This window comes from Megasphaera jansseni (assembly GCF_047974155.1).
Lineage (GTDB): Bacteria > Bacillota > Negativicutes > Veillonellales > Megasphaeraceae > Megasphaera.
Window position 1 is genome coordinate 61,907 of sequence record NZ_JBHYRR010000010.1, and the last position, 25,641, is coordinate 87,547.

Annotated in this window: 16 protein-coding genes and 1 riboswitch; of the genes, 3 read left to right on the forward strand and 13 right to left on the reverse strand. The window is 52.0% G+C overall.

What is annotated here, in order from left to right; translation table 11 throughout:
* Nucleotides 1–202: 202 nt before the first annotated feature.
* On the forward strand, nt 203–4,498 hold the full coding sequence (locus ACE418_RS05580; RefSeq protein WP_416449676.1) for an acyl-CoA dehydratase activase-related protein: 4,296 nt from the start codon (nt 203–205) through the stop codon (nt 4,496–4,498).
* Between the two features lie 25 nt (nt 4,499–4,523).
* Entirely contained in the window at nt 4,524–5,420 is an 897-nt protein-coding gene (locus tag ACE418_RS05585) for a universal stress protein (RefSeq protein WP_416449677.1), read from the forward strand.
* Nucleotides 5,421–5,839: 419 nt separating this feature from the next.
* On the opposite strand, the gene ACE418_RS05590 is transcribed toward ACE418_RS05585, so the two are convergent.
* The 11 genes from ACE418_RS05590 to ACE418_RS05640 form a co-directional block, all read right to left on the reverse strand.
* Nucleotides 5,840–8,125, reverse strand: coding sequence for a xanthine dehydrogenase family protein molybdopterin-binding subunit (locus ACE418_RS05590; protein ID WP_416449678.1), 2,286 nt, complete (start codon nt 8,123–8,125; stop codon nt 5,840–5,842).
* On the reverse strand, nt 8,125–8,592 hold the full coding sequence (locus ACE418_RS05595; RefSeq protein ID WP_416449679.1) for a (2Fe-2S)-binding protein: 468 nt from the start codon (nt 8,590–8,592) through the stop codon (nt 8,125–8,127). Before ACE418_RS05595 ends, ACE418_RS05590 begins: the two co-directional genes overlap by 1 nt.
* Nucleotides 8,592–9,374: an FAD binding domain-containing protein gene (locus ACE418_RS05600; RefSeq protein ID WP_416449680.1), complete on the reverse strand. Its 783-nt coding sequence runs from the start codon at nt 9,372–9,374 to the stop codon at nt 8,592–8,594. Before ACE418_RS05600 ends, ACE418_RS05595 begins: the two co-directional genes overlap by 1 nt.
* A 98-nt stretch (nt 9,375–9,472) precedes the next feature.
* A complete protein-coding gene (locus tag ACE418_RS05605; protein WP_416449681.1) occupies nt 9,473–10,435 on the reverse strand; it encodes a GGDEF domain-containing protein in 963 nt (320 codons plus the stop codon).
* A gap of 112 nt (nt 10,436–10,547) precedes the next feature.
* A riboswitch (cyclic di-GMP riboswitch) is annotated at nt 10,548–10,621 on the reverse strand.
* A 75-nt stretch (nt 10,622–10,696) separates the two neighbouring features.
* Nucleotides 10,697–11,773 (reverse strand): glycosyl hydrolase family 18 protein, encoded by a 1,077-nt coding sequence (locus ACE418_RS05610; RefSeq protein ID WP_416449682.1) that lies wholly within the window; start codon nt 11,771–11,773, stop codon nt 10,697–10,699.
* Nucleotides 11,774–11,791: 18 nt separating this feature from the next.
* Complete coding sequence (locus ACE418_RS05615) at nt 11,792–13,660, reverse strand: hypothetical protein (protein WP_416449683.1); 1,869 nt, start codon at nt 13,658–13,660, stop codon at nt 11,792–11,794.
* Nucleotides 13,647–15,758 carry a glycosyltransferase family 2 protein gene (locus ACE418_RS05620; RefSeq protein ID WP_416449684.1) on the reverse strand — a complete coding sequence of 704 codons (2,112 nt, stop codon included), beginning with the start codon at nt 15,756–15,758 and terminating at the stop codon, nt 13,647–13,649. The genes ACE418_RS05615 and ACE418_RS05620 overlap by 14 nt, the downstream gene beginning before the upstream one ends.
* Nucleotides 15,755–17,878, reverse strand: coding sequence for a polysaccharide deacetylase family protein (locus tag ACE418_RS05625; protein ID WP_416449685.1), 2,124 nt, complete (start codon nt 17,876–17,878; stop codon nt 15,755–15,757). The genes ACE418_RS05620 and ACE418_RS05625 overlap by 4 nt, the downstream gene beginning before the upstream one ends.
* Nucleotides 17,868–18,803 carry a polysaccharide deacetylase family protein gene (locus tag ACE418_RS05630; protein WP_416449686.1) on the reverse strand — a complete coding sequence of 312 codons (936 nt, stop codon included), beginning with the start codon at nt 18,801–18,803 and terminating at the stop codon, nt 17,868–17,870. Before ACE418_RS05630 ends, ACE418_RS05625 begins: the two co-directional genes overlap by 11 nt.
* Before the next feature lies 1 nt (nt 18,804).
* The gene (locus ACE418_RS05635) at nt 18,805–20,118 is read right to left on the reverse strand and encodes a nucleotide sugar dehydrogenase (RefSeq protein WP_416449687.1); all 1,314 of its coding nucleotides are present in this window, start codon (nt 20,116–20,118) and stop codon (nt 18,805–18,807) included.
* A 22-nt stretch (nt 20,119–20,140) separates the two neighbouring features.
* Nucleotides 20,141–21,433 (reverse strand): hypothetical protein, encoded by a 1,293-nt coding sequence (locus ACE418_RS05640; protein WP_416449688.1) that lies wholly within the window; start codon nt 21,431–21,433, stop codon nt 20,141–20,143.
* Between the two features lie 370 nt (nt 21,434–21,803).
* Between ACE418_RS05640 and ACE418_RS05645 the strand changes: the two genes are divergently transcribed.
* Nucleotides 21,804–22,463, forward strand: a complete 660-nt coding sequence (locus ACE418_RS05645) for a DUF4143 domain-containing protein (RefSeq protein WP_416449689.1) — start codon at nt 21,804–21,806, stop codon at nt 22,461–22,463.
* Nucleotides 22,464–22,595: 132 nt separating this feature from the next.
* Here ACE418_RS05645 and ACE418_RS05650 read toward each other — a convergent pair whose 3' ends face one another.
* Together ACE418_RS05650 and ACE418_RS05655 are read right to left on the reverse strand one after the other, a co-directional pair.
* On the reverse strand, nt 22,596–24,413 hold the full coding sequence (locus ACE418_RS05650; RefSeq protein ID WP_416449690.1) for an ammonium transporter: 1,818 nt from the start codon (nt 24,411–24,413) through the stop codon (nt 22,596–22,598).
* A 150-nt stretch (nt 24,414–24,563) separates the two neighbouring features.
* Nucleotides 24,564–25,340, reverse strand: coding sequence for a TatD family hydrolase (locus tag ACE418_RS05655; RefSeq protein ID WP_416449691.1), 777 nt, complete (start codon nt 25,338–25,340; stop codon nt 24,564–24,566).
* Between the last annotated feature and the right edge of the window lie 301 nt (nt 25,341–25,641).

Sequence of the window (25,641 nt, forward strand, 5' to 3'; positions counted from 1 at the left end):
ATTAAGACATTGGCACTTTTATTTTACCATATTTACAGCCATTTGTCGTAACCCATTTTGCAGCACAAAAAAAAATCCTCTGCCCCACCCCTTACAGAATAAGAGGAATATGGTACAATATAAAGTAGACTCTTTATATAGTCTTTATCATATAGAAATTTATAAGAAAGAATCGGTTGGTAAACCGATAGGGTGACAAAACATGAAAAATCTCTTACATATCGGCATTGACATCGGTTCGACGACGGTAAAAATCGCCGTCCTCAACCATGCCAAACAGTGCCTTCACGCATGCTATGTCCGCCACTATACGGATATACGCCAAAAAGTCTGGGATTTACTGCAAAACGCCTATGAAATCTTTGGCGACCGTCAAATCACCATGGCCATTACCGGCTCTGGCGGCATCGCCCTGGCAGACTACCTGCATATCCCCTTTTTGCAGGAAGTCATTGCCGGTACCAAAGCCGTCCGCGCGTACTATCCCCAGTCGGACGTCATCATCGAACTCGGCGGTGAAGATGCCAAGATCACCTACCTGACCGGCGGCAACGAACACCGCATGAACGGCAACTGCGCCGGCGGGACCGGGGCCTTCATCGACCAGATGGCGACCCTCCTCGATACCGATGCCGGCGGCCTCAATGAAATGGCCAAGAAAGCTGATACGATTTATCCTATCGCCGCCCGCTGCGGCGTCTTCGCCAAGACCGATATCCAGGCCTTGCTCAACGAAGGAGCCAGCAAGGAAAATGTCGCGGCGTCGGTCTTCCAGTCCATCGTCTTCCAGACCATCACCGGCTTGGCCTGCGGCCGCCCCATCAAGGGTACGGTCTGCTTCCTCGGCGGTCCGCTGACCTACTTGTCCCAGCTGCGGGAACAGTTCGCCAAGACCCTCCACCTGACGCCGGAACAGGTCATCGCTCCGGAAAACGCCCAGGTCTACGTAGCCATCGGTGCCGCTCTGGGCAGTATGGACACAAAACCCGTGTCCTTCATGAACCTCATGGGCCAGCTGAAGAACGTCGACGAATCGACACTGGCCAAATCGGACCGCGTCGAACCGCTGTTCAACAATCAGGCTGAGCTCGACGAATTCCGGGCCCGCCACAGCCAGCACACAGTTCCGCAAGCGGACATAGCTGCCTACAGCGGCCCATGCTACCTGGGCATCGACGCTGGCTCGACGACAATCAAAGCCGTCGTCCTCAGCGAAGACATGAAGATTCTCTATTCGCACTATCAGAATAACGAAGGCAGCCCGCTGGCAGCCGCCAAGAAAATCGTCGCTGAAGTCTACCGCCGTCTGCCGGAAAAGGCCTTCATCGCCAAGGCTGGCATCACGGGTTATGGCGAATCGCTGCTCAAAGAAGCGCTGCACCTCGATTTGGGTGAAGTCGAAACCATTGCCCACTATCAGGCAGCATCCCACTTCTGCCCGGACGTCGACTTTCTCCTCGACATCGGCGGCCAGGACATGAAGTGCAGCCGCATCAAAGACGGCCATATCGAAGATATCCTGCTCAACGAAGCCTGCTCGTCGGGCTGCGGTTCTTTCCTGGATACCTTCGCCAAATCCCTGAAGATGTCCATCCAGGACTTCTCCCAGGCCGCCCTCTTGGCCAAGAGCCCTATCGACCTGGGCTCGCGCTGCACGGTCTTCATGAATTCCAAAGTCAAGCAGGCCCAGAAAGAAGGAGCCACATTGGCCGACATTTCCGCCGGTCTTTCCTATTCCGTCATCAAGAATGCCCTTTATAAAGTCATCAAAGTCAAAGACCCGGCCAAATTAGGCAAGCACATCGTCGTCCAGGGCGGTACTTTTTACAACGACGCCGTCCTGCGGGCTTTTGAAAAGCTCCTGGGCCGCCACGTCATCCGCCCGGCTATTTCCGGCCTCATGGGGGCCTTTGGCATGGGCCTCATCTGCCGCACGGCCTACCACGAAGACCACGCCAAATCGACCATCGTCAGCCCGAAAGCCCTGGAAGAATTGCAGGTCACGACGTCCATCCGCCACTGCGGCTTGTGCACCAACAACTGCCTGCTGACGGTCAACACCTTTAACGACGGCCGTTCCTTCATCACGGGCAACCGCTGCGAACGCGGTGCCGCCGGTTCGACAGCAGTCCGCAAGAAGCCCTTGCCCAATATGTACAAAGTCAAATATAACCTGCTTTTTGGCTATAAACCGGTAAAAGATGCGCCGCGCGGCACGGTCGGGATTCCGCGGGTCCTCAACATGTATGAAGATTATCCTTTCTGGTTCACGTTCTTCACCAAGCTCGGCTATACCGTCGTCCTCTCGGACCCGTCGTCGAAGGCCCTCTTTGAAAAGGCCATGGACACGGTCCCGTCGGACTCGGCCTGCTACCCGGCTAAACTGGTCCACGGCCACATCGAGAACCTCCTGGAAAAAGGCGTCGACCGCATCTTCTATCCGTGCATCCAGAATGGCCCCAGCGAAGGCAGCAAGGACAATACCTTCAACTGCCCCATGGTCATGAGCTATCCCGAAGTCATCCGCAACAACATGGGCGAACGCCTGGCCGAAACCAACACGCCTTACCTCTGCCCCTTCCTGCCCCTCCACGACAAGAAGCGCATCGGCAAGCGCCTGGCCGAAGAACTGAAAGCCTGGAACCTGCCGGCTCACGAAGTCAAGGCCGCTGCAGCTGCCGCTTGGGACGAAGAAGAAGCGTACAAACAGAAGATATACGACATTACCAAAAAAATCCTGGATAACCTGGAAAAGACGGGCCAGCGGGCTATCGTCCTCTGCGGCCGCCCGTACCACGTCGACCCGGAAATCAACCACGGCATACCGGAACTCATCAACAGCCTGGGCCTGGCCGTCCTCACTGAAGACGGCGTCGCTCCCCTGGGTCAGTTCTCCGGCCATCTGCGCGTCGTCGACCAGTGGTCTTATCATTCGCGCCTCTACCGGGCTGCCCAGTACATCACGCAGCATCCGAACCTGGAACTGGTCGAACTCAATTCCTTCGGCTGCGGCCTCGATGCCATCGTCGCCGACCAGGTACAGGACATCCTGGCCCACGGCCATAAAATCCACACGCTGCTCAAGATCGACGAAGGCTCTAACCTGGGCGCCATCCGCATCCGCCTGCGTTCGCTGCTCTTCGTCATGAACCACCGTCCCAAAGAAGATCACGTCGTCGAACCTTATTCCTACGAAAAGACGATTTTCACCAAGGAAGACGCCAAACAGAACGTCATCCTGGCTCCGTCGATGACACCGATCCACTTCCCCTTGTTCAGTGCCGCCTTTGAACACGAAGGCTACCGCGTCGAGCTCCTGCCCCACCAGGGACAGAAGGCCATCGATACGGGCCTGGCCTATATCCACAACGATGCCTGCTATCCGGCCATCATGAGCCTGGGCCAGATCATTACGGCCCTCAAATCGGGCAAATATGACCTGGACCACACGACGGTCATGATTTCCCAGACTGGCGGCTGCTGCCGGGCGACGAACTACATCGGCATGATTCGCAAAGCCCTGAACGATGCCAACATGTCGCAAGTCGCCATCTTGTCGCTGAACCTCAAAGGCATGAACAAACAGCCCGGGTTCCAGCCCGGCATCGGCTTCTGGCACCGCCTGGTCATGGGCATGATCTATGGCGACGCCCTGCAGCAGGTCCTCTACCGCACACGGCCTTATGAAAAGGTCAAGGGTACGGCCGAAGCCCTCTTCCACAAGTGGCAGAAGAAATGTGCCGAACAGTTGAAGAAAGCCGATTTCAAATCGTTCAAGAGAAATATCCGCGACCTCATCGATGAATTCGACCATATCGACATGAGCGAAACCATGAAGCCGCGTATCGGCCTGGTCGGTGAAATCTACGTCAAGTTCCACCCCATCGCCAATAACCATATCGTCCGCATGATTGAAGAAGAAGGCGGCGAAATCATTGTCTCCGGCCTGGCAGATTTCTTCCTCTACGGCCAGCTGGACAACCAGTTCCGCCATAAATACCTGTCGGGCAGCTGGAAGGATTCCTTCCTCAGTAAGACTGCCGTCCGCCTCTTGGAATGGTACCGCAAACCCTACGAACAGGCCGTTGCCAAGAGCCGCCATTTCGACCCCATCACTTCGATTTACGACATCGCTGACGAAGCGAAGAAATACTTGTCCCTGGGCCATGAAGCCGGTGAAGGCTGGTTCCTCACGGGGGATATGATCGACCTCATCCACCGCGGAGCCAAGAACATCGTCTGCCTCCAGCCCTGGGCCTGCCTGCCGAATCACGTTACGGGCAAAGGCATGATCAAGACTTTAAAAGCTGCCTTCCCGGAAACGAATATCGTCGCTATCGACTATGACCCCAGCGCCAGCTCGGTCAACCAGACCAACCGCCTGAAGCTGATGCTGACGACGACCTTTGAAGGCATCCGTGAACCGGTACAGGAAGATACAAAACCGGTCATGCCCTTTATGAGCGGCGTCCGCATCAACAGTTCGCTGGAAAAATAGTCTCTATACAAAGGGGGTATGTATCATGAAAAACATCTTGGTTCCTATTGATGGTTCCAAACCGTCGCGCAACGCCTTGCAGCATGCCATCGACATTGCCAACGTCTACAACGCTGAATTGACCATCGTCAATATCACCAATGCCGATGCCGTCCTGGACTCGTTCGACGTCTTTGAAGACATGACCGACGAAAAGGTCAAGGACCTGACCAAACTGGCTAAGGACAAGAGCGGCTACGTCCTGGAAAAAGCCATGGAATCCGTTCCGGAAAATCTGACCGTCCACACGGTCCAGCTGGTCAGCACGCCGGAAATCGGCATCCTTAGCGAAGCCGATAAATGCGACGCCGACCTCATCGTCATGGGACGCCGTGGCAGTCATTCCCTGTCGGAACAGCTCCTGGGCAGTGCCAGCACGTACGTCCTGGCCCATGCCAAATGCCCGGTCCTCCTGGCACATAACGAAAAAGAAGGGCCGTACCGGCGCATCCTCGTCCCGGCTGACGGCTCGGAAGAATCGCTGAAAGCCGTCCGCTATGCCGTAGAATTCGCCAAAGCCGACGGCGCATCGGTCACGGTCTTCCACGTCGCCAACATGCGCGACCTCATCGCCGAAGAAACGGCGCTGGACCAGAAGAAACGCGGCCTCGAAGACCTGACAGACCGCCTGCGCCAGAGCGCCGACCGCGTCTTCGCCCTGTGCAAGGCCGCCATTGCCGACCATAAAGGCGGCGTCGACGTCCACTTCGTCGCCAACATCGGCCGTCCGGGCCCGACAATCCTCAAAAAAGCTGAAAAAGACGGCTCGGACCTGGTCATCATGGGCAGCCGCGGCCGCAGCGGCCTGACTTCCATCCTCCTGGGCAGCGTCAGCCGTTACATCACGACCCATTCGGGCCTGCCCGTCATGATTGTGAAGTGAGGAGCTCGTGGCTTCGGCCTTCGGCCTAGTGGTTCGTGGTTCGTAAGCCGCAGGTCGCAGATCACATAGCCGAAGCGGTCCCCTGGACCGTATGTAGGGGCCGTCCTGCTAAGGCGGCCCGCCCTGAATGATGGGGATAACGCAGACCGCAGTTCTCCGACTACACCCGAATACATAAAAAGGGGCTATCGCATTAAGCAAAAACACTTAATACGATAGCCCCTTTTTCATTGAAATTTCTGAGAAAAAGCAACCTCTCAGTCAGCGTTGCTGACAGCTCCCCTATAAAGGGAGCCAGAGCAAGCCGTACAGGACGGCTCCTGCATTGCGGAGTACGTAATGCGGAGTGCGACCTGCGACCTGCTGCCTGCGACCTGCGGGCGCCCTTACACGAACCACGAATCACTAGCCACGAGCCACTATTTTTTTCTCATAGCCTTATAGAGTTTTTCGGCGGTCATGGGCAGGTCGCGCAGCCAGATGCCGGTGGCATTATAGATGGCGTGGGCGATGGCCGGTGCCGGCGAGTCGATGACGAGTTCGCCGATGGATTTGGCGCCGAATGGCCCGTTCGGTTCATAGCTCGGTTCAAATTCGACGTTGATCTGGCCCAAGTCCATGCGCGTCGGCATGCGGTACTGCATAAAGGAGTTGTTCTGAATACGGCCCGACGGCGTAAACTGGATGTTTTCGGTCAGGGCCATGCCGATGGCCTGGACGATGCCCCCTTCGGTCTGGACTTTTGCCAAAGCCGGGTTGATGACCGTACCGCAGTCGACGACGGCGTCATACTGTACCAGGGAGATATGGCCCGTTTCCGGGTCGACGTCGACCGTTGCTGCGCCAGCCATGTACGGCGGCGGGCTCGTCGGCGAATAGCACGATTCGGTCGCTTCCAGGGCAATATCATTCATGAACATGGCGTCGTTGCCCAAGTCCTTGAGGCTGATTTTCTTCCCTGTCGCTAAATCGGTAATCGCCTGGCCGTCGAATTCCAAATCATCGATGCTGGCCGAGCCGAGCTTGACAGCTGCCCGTTCTTTCATGCGCTGTATCAGGCTCTGGCAGGTCTTGACGACGGCATTGCCCGTGAGGTACGTCGTCGACGACGCATAGGAGCCGCTGTCATACGGCGACGTATCCGTATCGACACCATAGGTGACGATGTTGTCGACAGGGCACATGAGACATTCGGCGGCAATCTGGGCCAGGATGGTATCGCAGCCCGTCCCCATATCAGTAGCACCGATATTGAGCGAATAGAAGCCGTCGTCGTTGACCTTGATGGTGACAGAAGCGACGTCGACGTTGGAAATGCTCGACCCCTGCATGGCCGTCGCGATGCCGATAGCCCGGATATGGCCGTTGGGCAGGACCTGGCGCGGGCAGTCGTCCTTCCAGCCTGCCATCTGGACGACCCTTTCCAGACACTTATCCAAGGTGCAGCTCAATGCCGTTTCATTGAAATAGGCCGGCAGGACCTGTCCCTGGCGAACCATGTTCTTCAGGCGCAGGGCGACAGGACTCATGTGCAGGGCTGCAGCCAGTTCATTGACAGCCGTTTCCAGGGCGAACAGACCTTGCGTCGCACCGTAACCGCGATAAGCGCCGGCTGCAATGGTATTGGTATAGACGCAGGTATAGCTGAAACGAAAGGCTTCGGCTGCATTGTATAGCGGAATCGACTTATGGCCTGACAAAGTAACCGTCGTCGGCGTATGTTCGCCATAAGCGCCGGCATTCCACAAGGAATCGAGGAAGATGCCGCGGATATGGCCATCCTTGCTGGCGCCGAGAACGACGCGAATCTGCGATTCATGACGCGGCGTCGAGACGGTCATCGATTCTTCCCGGCTGTAGACCATGTACGCCGGCTTGCCCGTCAGCCAGGCAATATAGGCCGGATAGACTTCCATGACGACAGTCTGCTTGGAGCCAAAACCGCCGCCGATACGCGGCTTGATGACGCGGATCTTCGATTTCGGGATTTCCAGGGCGTTGGCGACGACGCGGCGGACATGGAACGGGACCTGCGTCGAGCTGACGATGGTCAGGCGCCCGAAGGCGTCCTTATAGGCATAGGCCCGGAATGTTTCCATGGCCCCCTGCTGATTCTGGCGCGTATGATAGGTCCTGTCGATGACGACATCCGACGAAGCCAGGACGGCATCGACGTCGCCGTGTTCGTCGCAGGCCTGGGCGACGAGATTGCGCTTGTTGTCGCCGCCGACATCGACGAGGGGCTTCCAGTTGTCTTCAGGATGGACGACGATATCATTGTCCAGGGCCTTGGTAAAATCGAGGAGCGGTTCCTGGACTTCGTATTCGACACGGATAACGCGCAAGGCCTTGTCGACGGCGTCTTCGCTGGTACCGGCAACGAGGGCTACCGGGTCACCGACGAAGCGGATCTGCTTATCCAGGATGAGGCGGTCGTACGGGCTCAGTTCCGGATAGGTCTGGCCGGCAATGGTGAAGCGCGACTGCGGCACGTCGTCAGCCGTGACGATGCAGACGATGCCCGGCACCTTTTCGGCAGCACTCTTATTCACCGTTTTGACAATGGCTCTGGCATGGGGACTGCGCAGGGCCTTGACGATGAGACAGTCCTTGGGCCGCAGATCATCCGTATAGACCGGCTGGCCCGTGACCAGGGCCTGGGAATCCTTCTTGGCGACGACGTGATTGATAGCTTTGTATTCCATTATGCCCGGACCTCCTTCCCTTTGGCTTTGAAATAGGCCTTGATAGCCCGCATATGGCTCACATAGCCCGTACAGCGGCAGAGATTACCCGACAGGAATTCCTTGATTTCATCTTCCGTGGGCGCATCCAGCTTGCGGACCATGGCCAGGACGTTCATGACGAAACCGGGATTGCAGAAACCGCACTGGTCAGCGCCTTCACGGCCCATATAGATGGCGAATTCCTTGGCTTCGTCCTGCAAGCCTTCGAGGGTCGTCACATGACGGCCGTCGATGCGGACAGCCAGCAGAGCACACGACAACATGGGCACGTCGTCGACCCAGACCGTACAGAGGCCGCAGTTCGTCGTTTCACAGCCGCATTTGACACTGTAACAGCCCTGACTGCGGAGAAAATCATAAAGCATCAGGCCCGGTGCGACGTCAGCCGTCGCTTTCCTGCCATTCAGCCAATAGGTAATGGTCATCACTGGTCACCTCCCAGAACTTTTGCCAATAAGCGCCGACAGAATACGACAGCAATATCCTGACGGTAACCGGCGGAACCGCGCATATTGCTTTCATAAGTCATGGAATGGGCTATCTGTTTCGCAGCCTCTTCCAGTCCCTGGCGGCGCACATTACGGATGGGCAGGCAGACGACCTGGGCCCGGGCCGGTCGGGCACCGATGGCACAGCGCACGTTTTCTCCATCAGCCGATACGGCTACAGCAATGACAGGAAAGTCCGTTTCATTGAGGCGCAGCGAATCATACGCCGTCTGACAGGCCTTTTTCGGGACGATGATGTGCGTCACGATATCCTTTCCCGGGCCGGTCTGGCCGAAATCAGCCAGGCTGACGACGCCGCCCTTGTACAATTCGACCTGGGCATCCAGGGCCAGGAACAGCGTCCAGATGTCGGAAAAGCCGAAGCGGCCGCTGATACTGCCGCCGAGAGTCGCCATATTGCGGAACTGAGTCCCGACGATATGACGGACCGCTTCCTTCATGGCGCCCTGCGTGAACGCAGCCAGCCCGTCATGGCCTTCGAGCTGCCCTAAGGTAACCATAGCACCGATGCGGAAAGAGTCCTCCCCTTCTTCAATCTGGTCCAGCCCCAGCGCCGACAAGTCGATAGCCTGGGCAATGCGCCGCTGCGGCGACAAGCGGAGCCAGCAGCAGCCGCCGAGGACGACAGCGGACCGTTTCTGGTTGAGCTCCCACGCTTCTTCCAGCGATGCCGCTTTCGTATATTGCGCAATATTCATAAGAAACCCTCCTTTGCAGGGAGAAAAAGAAAATTTTATGCATATTTTATCAAGTTTATTATACCAGCAAAAAAGGGCATGCCGCAAGTGGCTTGTGGCTAACGGCTGACTTGCATTTTATGATAGCGCCGTTTTTCTTCATACATATGATGATCCGCTATTTTCATAACCGGCGCGATACCGTCCTTTACGTCGGGCACCCAGTGATTTCCCAGGGAAATATTCAGATCCTGAAGATAGAGATGTTTCCGTATCTGCCGACAGGCTTGCTGGAAATCAAGCTCTTCAATGTGCTTCCAAATGACGACGAACTCATCGCCGCCGATGCGGAAGACCTCGCCGCCATGACGGTATTTAAACAAAACCGAAGCCGTATGGCAGATGAGCCGGTCCCCACTGGCATGGCCTTGTTCATCGTTTATCTGCTTGAGGTTATTGATGTCGGCAAAGAGGACGCCCATACTGCCCTGACAGGCCAAATGTTGTTGGTACGCGTTAAAGGCGTTGCGGTTGAAGACCCCGGTCATCTGGTCGATGAAACTATGATGACGCAGCTGATAAATATAGCCGCGGTTTTTGAGCATCATCAAAAGGAAACTGCTACCCAGGCGCAAGAGTTCTCCGGCTTGTTCCAGATTTTCCGGCGGGATATTTTCCAAGCTAATGGCGCCGATCCGGTTGCCAGGCATAGAAATCCCAATCAGCGCCAGGTTATGGATGTGAGCCTCATCCATACTTTGACGCATAGAAGGCACCAAATCCGGACAGACATCCACATCGGGAATGACGACCGGTTCTCCCTTTTGCGCCACCGTCTTCATCCAGGTCCGCAAGATATGGCGTACTTCTTTCTGAATGACCCGCTGATTGTCATATTTCATCCCCTGATCGGTCCAACAATAGAAATGAAGCGGCATATCATCAAAGAGAAACGCACTTTTAGCCCCCAGGAATCGGCCGATGCTGTCAATAAAAGAAAATAACACATCATCGGGATCCTCTTTAGCCATAGCCTTGCACACCGCCGTCTGCAACATGGTTATGATTGTAGTTATCATCATTTGCTGATTATATTCCATGAAATCCCCTTCTATGTGGCACAAAAAAACGGCCCCGTACATTAAACTGCCGGCAGCCGTTCTACACTATGTAACTATCACACACAAAAAAAGAGATTGCAACTGGCTGCCAGGATAGGCCCTATAGCTTTGCGTCGCCGGGTTTCCCCGGGTTTGCCGAATTTAATGTTTACTTTTTACATCAAGTATTATATACCTGGCAGGAAATTATGTCAACAAACAAGGTACAATGTTGCAACTATTTTATGGCATTAATCCGACATAGTATGGCTTAATACGGTCATTTCCGCCAAGACGCCACAAGGAAATGCCATCGACACCGTGTTCCAAGGCCTGCTGCTTCCATGCCTTGAGGGTCTCGCTGTCGGCATACCAGCCAGTAACAGCCGTTCCATCAGCACGGCGCCCTTCAAAGTGCAAAGCCTGGCTGGCTTCGTCACGCTGGACATCGGCATGGAGGGACTTGGCCAGATTGCGGGCTTCTTCTTCGGTTACCATCCGCGGAGACTGCGCCCCTTCCCAGATACAGCCGCCCGTGGCAAAGGCGATGCTGTGCGGCCGGGGCAGGCGGTCCACCCGTCCCAGGATGGTGTCGATGAAGGCCTTGTCCGCCTTGGGTCCGGCCTCTTTCGTATGCGTCCCGTACAAGTTATAACTCATGATGACGTATTCCGGACCTTCCGGAAAAATGAGCTTATTCGCCGGGACAGACGGTTCAAAGATGATGCGCAGGGGGATCTGCTGTTCATCAGCAGACGCAGCGATTTCCTGGATGAACTTCACGTACCGGAAGGCCACGAGGGGATTCTTCCATACCTGTTCGTAATCGATTTCCAGTCCGTCATAGCCGTACTGCTTCACCGTGTCAAAGAGGTCGTCAATGTGAGCCTGCCGCGTCTCCTTCGTCGCCAGGATATTTTCCAGGACTGCCGTATCCTTGACCTTGGTCTGGCTCTTCAAGTCCTGCGGATTGCCATAGACATCGTTGACGACGGTCAGGTACTTCTTGACCGTCACTTTGTAGCGGGGCAGTTTTTCCTGGGAAAAATCCCTGGCCGGCCCCAGGACGATGACCTTCCCCTGACTATCGAGGGCGCCGCCGAAATAGCTGACCGAATTGAGCTGGCTGCTGACGGCCTTGGCTTCTTTCAGGCCTTTATCATAATCCCAGTAAGCCACCCAGGCGTTACTGTCAAAGGACGGCTGAGGCCGCTGCTTGGCTGCCGACGTAGACGGCACCATGAGCGATACCGTCCCGGCGACGATCAGGATGACACCGGCGGCCATGGCGCCGGAGAGAATCTTCATGATTTTGCGCATATTGGCTTTCCTCATTTCCTAAAAATGTGCCAAAGTCCAATCGAGGACTTTACGCCACCAGATGCTGGCTTTATATTTCCACTTCTGCCAGCCCTGATAATGGACATCATACAAGACAGCCCCTTCACTTTCATTGGCTGCCCATTCGGTAACTTTCAAACCGTCAAAAACGGCATCATAAACATCATCGGCCAGGTTAGTCTGACTATACCCATAACCGGGCCATTGGGCACCGAGAACCAGGCGGCCGGCATCCAAATCACTGACGGTTACGTTAGAGGCCGCCGGCCTGCCATCAATATTAACACTTAGTAAATCATCCCGGAGTTCAATATTCAGCTGGCGGTTGCCCCGCTTATGATAACTCAGGGTAGGCCGATATTCGGGCGAACCTTCAGCGACCGTACGGGCATCTTCATTCTCAACTTCTGCCAAACGCCCTAACTGTTTCTGGATCATATTGACATTAGCACCATAACGGGCCAGTACCTGCCGTTCCGTCGAGGCCACTTCTTTCTTGTCTTCATCTTCAGACAGATAATCCTGCCCATCAAAGAGCTGCAAATCAACTTTCTTCAGTTCTTGATAAGCCCCATCGCGGCACTCACCGATGACCAGATTATTATTGACCAGGCCTACGACGATATACGTCGTCAAATCACGATTAGCCCGCAAGAAAATCTTCTGCGTCCCGAACTGGTTGCCTTTGAGACGCGTTGTCAGACGCAGATTCTGGAAATCATCCTTGCCCTTGAGGCTCATCTGCCCCTTTCCTTTCCCTGTTGTCGTCAGGTAAATAGCTTCATTTTTAAATTCAGCAGCGCCGTCTTCGATATCCCACTGGGCGTACTGCTCCGTATCGCCCTTTTCAAACTGGATATCATCGGCGCCGTCATCATGGATGCGCATGAGCAGGTGGTTGACAGGCCAGTAAGCCCGCGGTTCCATGCGCGTCAAGTCATAAATACTACTCTGGCGATCGTTATGGCTGTCGCCTTCGCGGTTGAAATTCATCTTGAAGAGCTTGCGGATCCATCTTTCATTGACGCGGCTCACGTCTTCATGATTGCCGAAACGGCCCGTATTGGCATGCATGAGCGTGTAAATTTCCGGCACATAACCGATATCTTCCGTGTAGGTATCGCGGAGCATGGTATAATCGTCGCTGATGCGGTCTTTCATGACCTGATACGTTTCAACAGGAAAATCCTTATCATCGCGGATATAATCCATAAGATAGTGATTATAGTCACGCCCCAGGACGCCCGTAAGATGAGAATAGACGACAGGGTTCATGTTGCCCAAGTAATGATGCCAGCGGTCGAAGACGTTGATGTAATACAGGCGATAGCCGTTGGTGCCGAGTTCCCAATAGCCCTGCTTAGTCAAGGCCTTCAATTCATCAGGCCGCAGAAACTTGCTGTCATTGCCGTTCAAGTTGTCGGCATACGTCGAGATGGCTGCATGGTAATTATATTTTTCCAGCAGCTTTTCCGCAAAAACAATCGTATCGCGGCGGCCATCTTCAAAATTGAGGAACAGGGCGTGTTTCGGCAGCGCTTTCCCGTTATGATAATAGTCTTGAATATCTTTTCCCGTAAGGGTGACATAGCCATTCTTATGGAGAGCTGCCAGATGTTCATCGAGCAAATCGACGCCAATGAGGTCATTCGTCCCCGTCCGGTCGACACCAAAGTAAGACAAGGCCACAAAGCCCCGGTCTTTATCGGTTGCAACATCGCCATCATCATACGGCTGATACGTCGAAAAAACGAACAGGGCATCGATAATGATAGCCAAGACAGCCAGTAAAAATAGGCCTTCACAAAGAAAGCGTATACGTTTCTGCTTATCTTTCCGGCGGGTCACGTCTTTATCGGCCAGCATGGTTATCTGCCTCCTTTACTCGTTTTTCCAGTTGATTCAGCTCATTTTGCTGATGACGTATCTTTTCCTGTAAAGCGGCAATCTGAGCCCGAAGGTCCGCATCCGTTTCCGCTTTCGGCTGCGCCGGTGACATTTTCTTTTTAGCAGGATTACCTTCAGGTTTCGGTACAAAGGCAGAAACAGCCACATTAGGAGATGGAGCCGATATCGATTCTTTAACCGCGGTAGCATGGGATGGCACCGGTTTTCCCGCTTTCTTAGCTGCTTCAGCTACGTCGGCCGGCGTCATGCGCGTACCCCACGTCGATTTCCAGAAGGTGAACCAGGCAATAGGCATCTGCCACAAGAGGACCATTTCATAATAGAGGCAGAACCAGATGCCATAGAGCCAGGTCGTACTGCGCCGCAGGAAAAGCTGGCAGGCGCTCATGAGACCAGCCATGAGGAACATGCCAAAAATAAAGGTAAAGGGAAAGACGCGATGCATGATGGGGATGTAAATGAGGTTATAGCAGACGATGAAAGGCGCAATGATAGGCACTAAGACGCCCATATAAAACATGACTGACATGAACGGCTCTTTTTTCCACATGAAGGTACTAGCGACCAGCGATTCCCGGAGCCAGCTCCGCTTCCAGCGCATCTGCTGTTTGAGGAAGACATCATAGTCATTGGGTACGATGGTATAACAGATAGCGGTATCCTGATAATCCGTCCGGTGATGGCGCAAGATGAAGTTGGTCATGGCCCGGTCGTCGCCGAACGTCGCCTTATGGCCGAGGAAGCGTTGATTCAGCCAGTCATCAGCATAGCGCAGGACCAGGTCCTTGCGGTAACACGACAACGGTCCGGATAGACAGGTGACGGCATCAAAGAGGCCTTCAGCAGCCTTCATGATGCGGAAGGCAATATAATAACGGACTGACTGCATCTTGGTCAGGGAATTGGTATACGTATTGGCTACGTCCGTCCGCCCCGACACGCCGCCGCAGCGGGCGTCCTTAAAAGGCTGGACGATGTTGCGGATAGCATAGGGATTGAGGAAGCTGTCGGAGTCGACGAACAGGACCAGCTCGTGCTTGGCCTCTTTGGCCCCGGCGACCAGGGCTTCCCGCTTCCCCTGGTTGACAGGCTGGACGATATAATGGATGCGCTCTGCTGTTTCCGGCCCTTCCTTGGTCTGGATTTCCTCGATGGTCTCGCGGATGCGCTCGACAGAATGATCCGTCGAACAGTCGTCGATGACGATGACTTCCAATTTGTCCGGCGGGTAGAATTGGTCCATAGCATTCAAAATCGTCCGCCGTATCCACGTCTCTTCATTGAAACAGGGCACGAGGATAGTGACGCCTGGCGTGTAGTTAGCGTCAATCTTAACGGGCCGATAAAAGGCCCCGAAAATATATTTAACCAGCAAGAATGTACTGGCAATGATACTGTATAAATATAAGTACTTGTTGAATTTAAAGTACACGACGCTTTCCGTTCGCATGAGGACGATGCACAGGCAGATGACGAATAGCAAGAAAGAGACAAAGGGCACGGCAAAGCGCGAACTGTGACGGCTGGAATATTCCAACAAATTTTCACTGAACTCAATGCCTAAAAAGACCGGCTGATCTTCCCCGTGTTCTGCCAAAAAAGCCTCTAAATTCTCCGAAGTCGGCCGGACACATTTGGCCGGTGTCTTGACCTTCATCTCTAAGCCTTCGGGCATGGTCCCCGGCGTGATTTCAAAAGAAACGGTCATAGAGCCATGCTTGACGATGTCCCGAGCCGCGTCGGCATCGACGGTCAATCCCATGCCGGTGACAGAGACATCTTTGGCATGTCCTACATAGGTATGACCAAAGCCTTTTGTTCCCGTCGTAATACGCACTTCATAATCGACGAGATAGCGGGCGTTGGCATCTTCACCATTGGCGAATTTCAAATAACTATACTTAGCGACTTCTTCGTCAGGCAGGGCGCGGCGGTTATGACCGCTGCGCTGGCGGCCCGGTACATGCGGCAGGAGCCGCCGGTCGGGCCGTTCCTTCATGAGGACTTCTTCTAATTTTTCTTCTGGTTTATCTTTCTTTTTTCCTTTCCACATCATGACCACCACTTTATCTTCCTGCGTTCATGTCGGAGTTGTTTTTCTGTCTTGGCCTGTGAATAGTCACCATTCAAGTACTGCGATAACTGGCCGACGCGGAACTTCGTCGGATCGCCATCGGCTTTCTTTTCGTTTTCTGTCAGGATGACATCCAAGGCCGTCGCGGTATACTTAGCTTCATTTGTCATATGCATGACAAAGATGGCTCCCTTGCGTACTTTTCCGCGATAATAGAGGCCGTCGCGGATACGCTTGATTTCCGTTTCCAAGTCCGGCGCGGCATAATCTTCCGTTGTTGTATGACCATTGACGATATATTCAAAGCCATTTTCCAATATGACCCTTGTCCCCATATCACTGAAAGACAGCGTTGGCGGCCGCATCATCTTAGTCAATACGGGCGACCCGTCCTGCCATTTTAAATCACCGAGGACACTTTCCAATCGTTCATACGAAGTCTTCACATCGTTATAGTATTCTTCATAACTTTCTGTCGGCACTTCTTTTCCCTTCTCATTTTCCGTGGCCATCGGCTTATGAAGATTGGTATGACTGCCGATATCATGGCCTTCCATGGCAATAGCTCGTAATAAGTTGGGGTTATAAATCATATTGTGGGTCAAAATGAAAAATGTCGCCGGCACATGGTGTTTGCGAAGAACATAGAGCAGCTTATTGACAGAATTATCATACCCCCAGTCATCGAAAGTCAGGAAAATGACTGGCTCATCGGTCTTCACCGTGCCCGTTAAATCAAGTTTTTCAAAATCTTTAGCTATAAATCCGATGACGCGGTCTTCTTTCACGGTATGTTCCCCGATATAGCGTCCCGCCAGCGTATCGACAAGCTGTTCATGCGTCGCTTGGGGAGAAATAAGCGGATGCATCGCTAATTGCGGCAAATAGCGTTCTTTCGGTACCGGATAAGTCCAAAGATGCGCCGTATCTGCCAAGATATCGCCGACAGAGCGTAGGGCATAAGCTGAATCATTGGCCGGGTTGACGCCGCTGACATCATCAAAAGCATTATAGGCGATATTGTCGATTTTCTTGCGCTTAATGTATAAGAAGAGTTCCGCCGATAAATCAGGCTTGGTATACCAGTCCATGCGAAGGTTGATGATACCACCTCTTGTAGCCGATAAAATTCCCTTGGTAAAAATTTCCGGCAGGATTTTTTCAGCCGATGGATAGTCTTTATGACGGCTCTGGACCGCATTGATGCGGGCCCCGATAAGCCGGTTCCCCGTAGCTGCTACGGCTTCCTGAGTTTCTTTGCGTACGACGCCGGAGAACTGCTTGACCAGCTGTGTGTCGACACCATATTTATTCTTTAATAATTCTTTACCCCGGATGATATCGGCGCAGATGTCAGCTACCGATTCCGTCGGTTTCGGATAGATGCAAAGGGCCAGTTCCTGCCCATCCCGAAGGACGTCGCGGACAGCAGCTTCATTCTTGCGCATTTCGCCTTCCGTAACAAAGAAGGTCGCCCGCCCCTGTACTTCCCGCAAGGCATCGAGGACGGCATCGACAGACTCACGGCGGGAAAATCCCGTAAAGGTAAAGGGAATGGCTGCTTCTGTCGTATAGATATCCTTTTCTTCTCGTGCCAATACACCATGATTGCGGACAATCATCTGCTGAATAGTTGCCACATTCACAGTTTTAGGCATTTTGACGGCAGGAGCTGTCGTCGCTTCATTCTGGACTGCCTGTTTCCCTGGTAAAATAGTGGGTTTCAAGGGTTCTGGAACCGATTCTGTTTCAATGGGCAATTCGACTGGACGAATGACGGGTGCCGTCGCATAGGGCCGTATCTTATTTCCATCAGAAGAGGCTGCTACGGAAATGTTAGACAGTGAACTATTTATCTCCGAATTGGATTTCCCCGTCGCCTGTTGTAAGGCTAACCGCTGTTTGGCAATCAGTGCCCGCTGCGCCTGGATTAAGTTATCTTGAGCCACTAATAACTCCCGTTCTGCTTTTCGTACAGCCGCTTCCTCTTGGGATGTATCGACAGTCCCGGCAGCCGATACCAGGCTAGGCAGGAAACAGGCTCCCTGCAGGAACAGGACAGCAGCGACGAATGCCGCCTTATGCCGGTATTTATGGTTCATGTAAGGACGCTCCTTCCCTTATATTCTCTGAAATCGGAACCAACGTTGATACGGGTTTCACCGTATACCCTTGATCAGCTAAAGCATTACATAAAGTCTGAACAGCCTCGACGACAGGTACGCTTTGCCCATCGACAGCCGTATCATCTTTAATCGTCGGCTTTTTGTCAATCGCCGGGACATCGGCCTCTTTCTTTTCATAAAAAATAATAGGGACCGGATGGTCTAAGCGGATAGATACTACCATACCTGGCTGAATCTGCTGCAACAGTTTTTCAACCCCATTAGGCCGAGTAAAATCACTCTCTTTGATGACAATATCGCTTTCAACGGCATAATCCAGGCCGCAGGCCTTGGCCGCCCTCAGCAAAGCCGGTAAATAACGCGTTTCTGGCAGGGCAAAATATGTAGCCGGTTTACCAGCTACTAAAGACAGTACCTTCTGGGTCTTGCAGAACTGTTCAATGAGGCGGTCGGCATCCAGCCGTTCAGCTTTGGTAATGCCGACGAACCCGTAATTGCCGATGAGCTGGTCTTCGTCGATGAGTTTCTGCGTCACCTTTTCTTCATGAGCCGCATTGGCCCCTTCGACAAAAAAGGTCCCATGGAAGCCATGCTGAAGCATCACTTTGAGGATGCCTTCCATGTTCCCCCGGCTCTCCATGCCGTTAAAGGTCAGATAGATGACTTTTTTATCCGTTCCCGGTGTCCCCTTGACGATACGGGCCATATCCGCCGATTTTGCATAGGTTTCCGTGGCTTCGTTGATTTCTTCTGTCGCGTCGTATTCCTCGCTGATTTCTGTGAAATTTTCATAAGAAGCTACCTGTTTAGGATGGAAAATATCCGATAAAGCCAGAAAATAGATAAGTCCCAAAATCAGTAATCCCAAACAGATATACATGACATGTTTTTTGAGATGCATATTACAGGCTCCAATACAAAAATCCTAAAGATTCCAGGGCATGACGGTCATACATCCCTTTGACGTCGACAAGCACCTTCAGGCGATTATCCTTTCGGTAAAGGCCGGTCAATGTCTCCGGTGTAAGCTGGCTGAATTGCCGATGCTGGACGGCAAATACGAGTACATCCATATTCTGTACTTCTTCCAAAGGGATAAGGCGGTCGCGTAAATCGGCCGGTAAGGCAGCCGGATTAATCCAGGGGTCGACAATAGATAAGTCGACTTCATATTTCAATAAATGCTGTGCGATTTGAAAAGCCTTGGAATTACGCGTATCCGGGCAGTTTTCCTTAAACGTCAGGCCTAAGAGACAAACGCGGGAATGATGGACTCGCAAATCAGCCCGGATCATTTCGCGGATCGTCGACGTCGCCACGAATTCAGCCATACTGTCATTGACCAGGCGGCTGGCTGCGGCCAGGTGTGTGACATAGCCGGAACGGCGGGCTTCATAAATGAAGTAATACGGATCGACGCTGATACAGTGACCGCCGACCAGGCCCGGCGTGAAATGCAATGCGTTCCACTTGGTATTCATGGCCTTGATGACTTCTTTCGTGTCGATATTCATGTGATGGAAGGCCCGAGCCACTTCATTCATGAAAGCGATATTGACGTCGCGCTGGGCATTTTCGATGAGCTTGGCTGCCTCTGCCACTTCCAGGGTCGGCGCCTTATAGATTTCGGCTTCGATGACCAGGCCATAGACCTGAGCTACGTCTTCTAGGGCCGCTTCGTCTGTCGCCGATACGATCTTACAGATATTCTGCAGGCGATGGACCTTATCGCCGGGATTGATGCGTTCCGGTGAATAGGCTACTTTAAAATCCTTGCCGCAGACCAGGCCCGATGCTTCTTCGAGGATAGGCGCACAGATGCGGCGGGTTACACCGGGATAGACTGTCGATTCGTAACAGACGATAGTCCCGGGACGGAGATGTTCGCCGACGATACGGCTGGCCGATTTCACCGCCGTCAAATCGGGCATATCATCTTCGGTAATCGGCGTCGGCACGGCGACGATGATGAAGGCTGCCTGTTCTAAGGCCGCCGGGTCTGCTGTGAATGTCAGCGTCGTCTGGCGGACGGCTTCGTCGCCAGCTTCTTTCGTCGGGTCGATGCCCTGTTCGTAAGTCTTCAATTTTTTCTCATTGATATCGAAACCAATAGTCTGAATCTTCTTGGCAAATGCCAAAGCCAGCGGCAGGCCCACATACCCCAGCCCGACAACGGCCAGTGTCTTGCCTCCTTTCAATAAATCATCTATAACCATAGTGTCCCACACCCTTTCAATATTAGAAGAAATAAGTCAAATCAGCCCAAGCCGTTTTACCTTTATCTCCTGTTGTCAGCTCATGCAGATAATAATATTCCACAGTAAAGACCAAATTTTCTGCTATTGTATGATGGTAAGTCATACCTAAGCCTTTAAATCCATCCATATAATCGGCTAACCCTGTCATCGTATGGATGACATAAGTTCCTCGTGGCTGATAATAGTAACGTACATCGAATTCATTGGAACCGGGTTCCCAACTTTGGATATTCCCCCAGGCCCCTTTCAAAACATACCCATTATGGCGGCCATCTTCATCACCACGGCTCGTTCCCAGATACATGCCCCCTAGGAGAAATTTTTCATTAATATGATGTATATACCAGGCATCCCAAATGGTTTCATCCCGGGTCCCCCAATTATCATCCCCAAAATGCTGGATACCGCCGCCGTATTCATTACGGCCTTTTTCTTTTTTCATCGTCAATGCCGCAATATCGCCATCGGCTTTGGTTTTTCCGACAGTCGCTTCATATTCAGGTTGGTCTCCCCAATTAGCCGTTATCCCTTTGATAGAAGAATCAAAGATATTTCCATCAGCTAATTCATAACCGTAGCGGCCAGCTGTAATAACCGTTTCCCCTAACATCCCGCGGACATAAAGTCTTTTATCATCGAGCCAATCATCATCATTCCCTCGATTGCCATGGAGGAAGTGCTTATTTCCTTCAATCATCCCGAAGATATGCCAATTATCATTCAAACGTCCTTCAAAGAACAATCGTCCCCGCAGACGGCTATCACTCCAATCCCAACGCTTATTGCCACCATTTTTGACGTAGTTATAGCGTATTTCACCGGAAATCTTGTACTTCCGTTCTTCATCTTTCTTTTCATCCGTCGCTTCTGACGAAGGTGATAAATCCGTAAGCAGCGTCGCATCTTCAATCATACCTTTATTTTGCAGATCCTTATAGAAAAAATCACGCAAATAAAGTGCATCGGTAACGCCAGCTATCCTCGTTTCCCGCAGGCCATCGATATCACCGTGTACATCCATCTTCAAACGGCTCATGGCTTGTAAGGTCAAAGCAGTCATTTCATCCTGTGTAAAATGACTGCTTTGGACATCACGACATCCTGCTGGAAGCCGTACAATGCCCAAATCCACCAGATTTTGCATATGTTGACAAGCCACTTCAGAAACACTTGTCGTCGCAATAGCTGCATCCTGCGATACTTTTGCAGAAGCAGAACTAAAAAAAGCCATCGTTAAAGCCATTGCCGAGGCAATCGTTTTCAGCTTATTCATGACAATCACTCCTGCAACTTTATAATAGTGCGATAATATATTACATATTTATAAGTAATTATTCTCTTTAATTTTAACTATACTACATCCTATTTCAAGCGTCAAATTTAAAAGTATATACATCATTAATATATCTTTAATATTTTAATTATCTCTTTTATATAAAAAATATATCTTTCATCTTATTCTTATGATATATAATTTATTTTCCATATAGCCTTAATATTTATTGATTTTAATATTTTCCTTAAAATTTTCTGCATTGAGACAAAAACTGTCCCTCTCATCACTTCATATGCAGGCGATGACAAAATTCCCTTGAAAAATAGGAAAAAGTTTAAAAAACTCCCTTGAAAAATAGGAAATTGCATTGAATATTGTCCGGACTTATGAAGATGATATGGTAAAATATGCCGAAAACAGGGATAAAGCGAAAATCAAGCAATGTTTCCAATCTATCCCCAAACAACTCAGCAAAGAAAATAAGAAATTCCAGTATTCGCTCATCAAAAAGGGTTCAAAAGCCTCTCAATACGCTGGCAGCCTGCAATGGATTGAAGATGCCGGTATCATCCGCCGCTGCTACAATCTCTCGCTGCCCGAATTGCCTTTGGATGGAAATGCCATCGATTCCGTCTTCAAGGTCTATATGGTCGATATGGGGCTGTTCGTCAGCATGTTGGAAGACGGGACGCAGTTCGATATCCTGAAGGGCAATTTATATGCCTATAAAGGTGCTATCTATGAAAATCTCGTCGCTGATTTCTTTATCAAAATGGGCCGGAAGCTGTACTATTTCCATAAAGACTCAGGCCTCGAAATCGACTTCGTCATCCGATATCGTGGCCAGGCAACGCTCATTGAGGCCAAAGCTGCCACAGGAGATACGAAAAGTACAAAAACTATCTTGAAACATCCTGAAAAATATCATGTCCATCAAACGATTAAACTAGGAGATTACAATATAGGCCGTACCCAGGATATCCTGACACTTCCGATGTACATGGGATTTCTCCTGGATGAGGCATAAAAAAAGGGCTTGTCGCACGACGACAAGCCCTTTAAAGTTGTTAGTGGCTAGCAGTTAGTTGTTAGCGGATGGCTTTAAATTTGAAGGTTTTCTCTGCAAACTACAAAATCCGTACTACAAACTATAAAGCACTTACTTATCAATGGGATAGTCCTGCAGGGCTTCATAGCCTTCTTCGCCGGTACGAATCTTGACGGCGTTGTCAATGGTCGAGACGAAGACTTTGCCGTCGCCGTATTTACCGGTGTAGAGGACTTTCTTGGCCACTTCGATGATGGTCCGCGGCGATACTTTGGAGACGACCATTTCTACGCGGACTTTGGGCAGGAGTTTGGCCGATACTTTAGCGCCACGATAGAGTTCTGTCCGGCCTTTTTCAATGCCGAAACCCAGGGCGCGGGTGATGGTCATGCCGGTGATGCCGATGGCTTCCATAGCGCCTTTCAGCGATTCAAAGCGTTTTTCATCGGTAATGATAGTAACGTTATACAGATGGTGTCCATCAGCTGGCATGGACTTAACGGTAACGGCCGACGGAGCCGTTTCAGGTTTATCCAAGGGCACTTCGACAGCTCCAGCCGGTACCTTGCCGGCATCGATGGCTTCGGTCACGGTATCCGGTGTAATCATGAAGCCGGCATAGGCCGAAGCGATGCCGTGTTCTTCAAAGTCCAGGCCATTGATTTCTTCTTCTGCCGTAACGCGCAGGCCCAGGGTGGCGTTGAGGATGCGGAAGACGATGTTGATGGCGACGAAAACATAGAGGGCGACGACGCAGACGCCGAGGACCTGGATGAGGAAGAAGTGCGTTTCCCCCGTATAGAGCAGGCCGTCTTTGACGCTGAACAGGCCCGTCAGGATGGTCCCTAAAGCGCCACAGCCACCGTGAGCGGCAACAGCGCCGACAGGGTCATCGATTTTCAGTTTCTGGTCGATGAATTCGATGAGGAAAATGATGGCAGCCCCGGAAATGACCCCGATGATGAAGGCACCGGTGACACTGACGGCATCGCAGCCGGCCGTAATAGCAACCAAGCCAGCCAGGCCGCCGTTCAAAGTCATGGAAACATCGGGCTTGCCATAATGGATCCAGGTGACAATCATGGCCGTGCAGGCCCCAGCGGCAGCAGCCATATTGGTCGTAACGAAAATCATGGAAGCCGATACCAGCGTTTCATCACCGGTCATGGACACGGTCGAGCAGCCGTTGAACCCGAACCAGCCGAACCAGAGGATGAACATGCCCAGGCAGGCCAGGGGCAGGCTGTGACCGGGAATGGCGTTGACTGTACCATCTTTATTGTACTTGCCAATACGCGGCCCCAGGATCCAGGCACCGACGAGGGCGCAGACGCCGCCGACCATGTGTACGCACGTGGAACCGGCGAAATCATGGAAGCCCAATTCCTGGAGCCAGCCGCCACCCCAGATCCAGTGACCGGAAATCGGGTAAATGAGGAGACTGATTAAAACGGAATACAGACAATAGACAGAAAACTTCGTCCGTTCTGCCATAGCGCCGGAAACGATGGTCGCCGACGTCGCGCAGAAGACGGTCTGGAAGATGAGGAAAGCCATGTCCGGGAAACCAGCGTCATCGGCGACGTGGAAGTTCTGTACAAAGGGATCGGGAATACCGATGATACCGTGGAAATCCGTGCCGAACATAAGGCCGAAGCCGAGGAACCAGAAGAAAACCGTCCCCAAAGCAAAATCCATGAAATTCTTCATGACGATATTGCCAGCATTCTTGGCCCGCGTCAGGCCCGTTTCCAGCATGGCGAACCCAGGCTGCATGAAGAAGACCAGGGCCGCGCCGAGGAGAATCCATATCGTGTCGACCGACGAATAGCGGCCCGGCTCCGCATCCGCCGCCCAAACAGCTAAAGGACTACAAGTCAAAACAGCTAGCAAAGTGCTGCGCTGAAGGATACGTCTGAGTTCATCCATAGGATCTCCCCCTCTGCTGAAAAAAATAAGTGCCTGACTGCAAAAAGCAATCAGGCACCCTTGCCAACCGTATTTAATTTAATATTTCAAACTAAATACTTTTAAATTTAAATATATTATAAAAATAAACGTTATACTTGTCAAGTACTTTTATCTTATTTTGAAAAGTTTTTCTGTATTGGCCTTGGCATGAGCCGTCAGTTCTTCAACGGATACCCCCATATACCCGGCCAAAGTCTGGGCCACATAGGTGATGTTGTTGGGTACATTCGTCCGAGGCAGATGGAAGCCCCGCGGCGTCAGGTACGGCGCATCCGTTTCGATGAGGACCCGGTCCAAGGGCAGGATAGACACGGCATCACGCAAGGGAGCGGCCCGCCGTTCATCGCAAATCCAGCCGGTAATGCCGATATAAAAGCCCAAATCGAGCATTTTTTCCAGGGTCTTCTTGTCACCGGTATAACAATGGACGACGGATTGTGGGCAAAGCCCTTCATGCCCTTTGAAACAAGCCAGGAAGTCCTCAGCGGCATCCCGTTCATGGAGGAACATGGGTTTATCCAGTTCTTCTGCCATGGCGATGAGGGCTTTGAAAAAGTGGAGCTGGTTTTCCTTCTTAGAATACATGCGGTCGTAATCAAGTCCCGTTTCACCGACGGCGACGACTTTCGGATTCGTCGTGACGATACGCCGGATTTCCTCCAGGTCCGCCTCCGTCGCTTCATCGGCCACATGGGGATGGATGCCAGCCGTGCCGAAGGCCGTATGGTTGCGGACAAAGCCGTCGACCAGGCGATTCTCCCGCGCCTCCGACCCGGTCAGGATGCAGCAGATACCGTCTGCCGCTGCATCGGCAATGATTTTTTCCGGCTTGGGAAAAGACCGGGTAAACAAATTGAGTCCAATATCATAATATGTTATATCCATGTCAGACACCTCGTGAAAATAAGATTCCACGAATATTGTACCAAAAAACCAGGCCGCTGCGTAGCGTTTCCAGCCTATTCAGTTTATGTCCATATAGTATCAGTTTAATTTCAGCGTTGGTTCCATATGGTAAGCGGAAAATAAATCGGTGGATTTAATCTTCTGGCTGTTTGTGAGACAATAGGCTCATCAAACAGGATAAATGAGACAAATTAGAGTTTCTACCATTTTGTCTAAAAACTCTAATTTATCCTATTCAGTAAGGAGGATGTTTTTGGATACTCAAAAAATTACACACGAA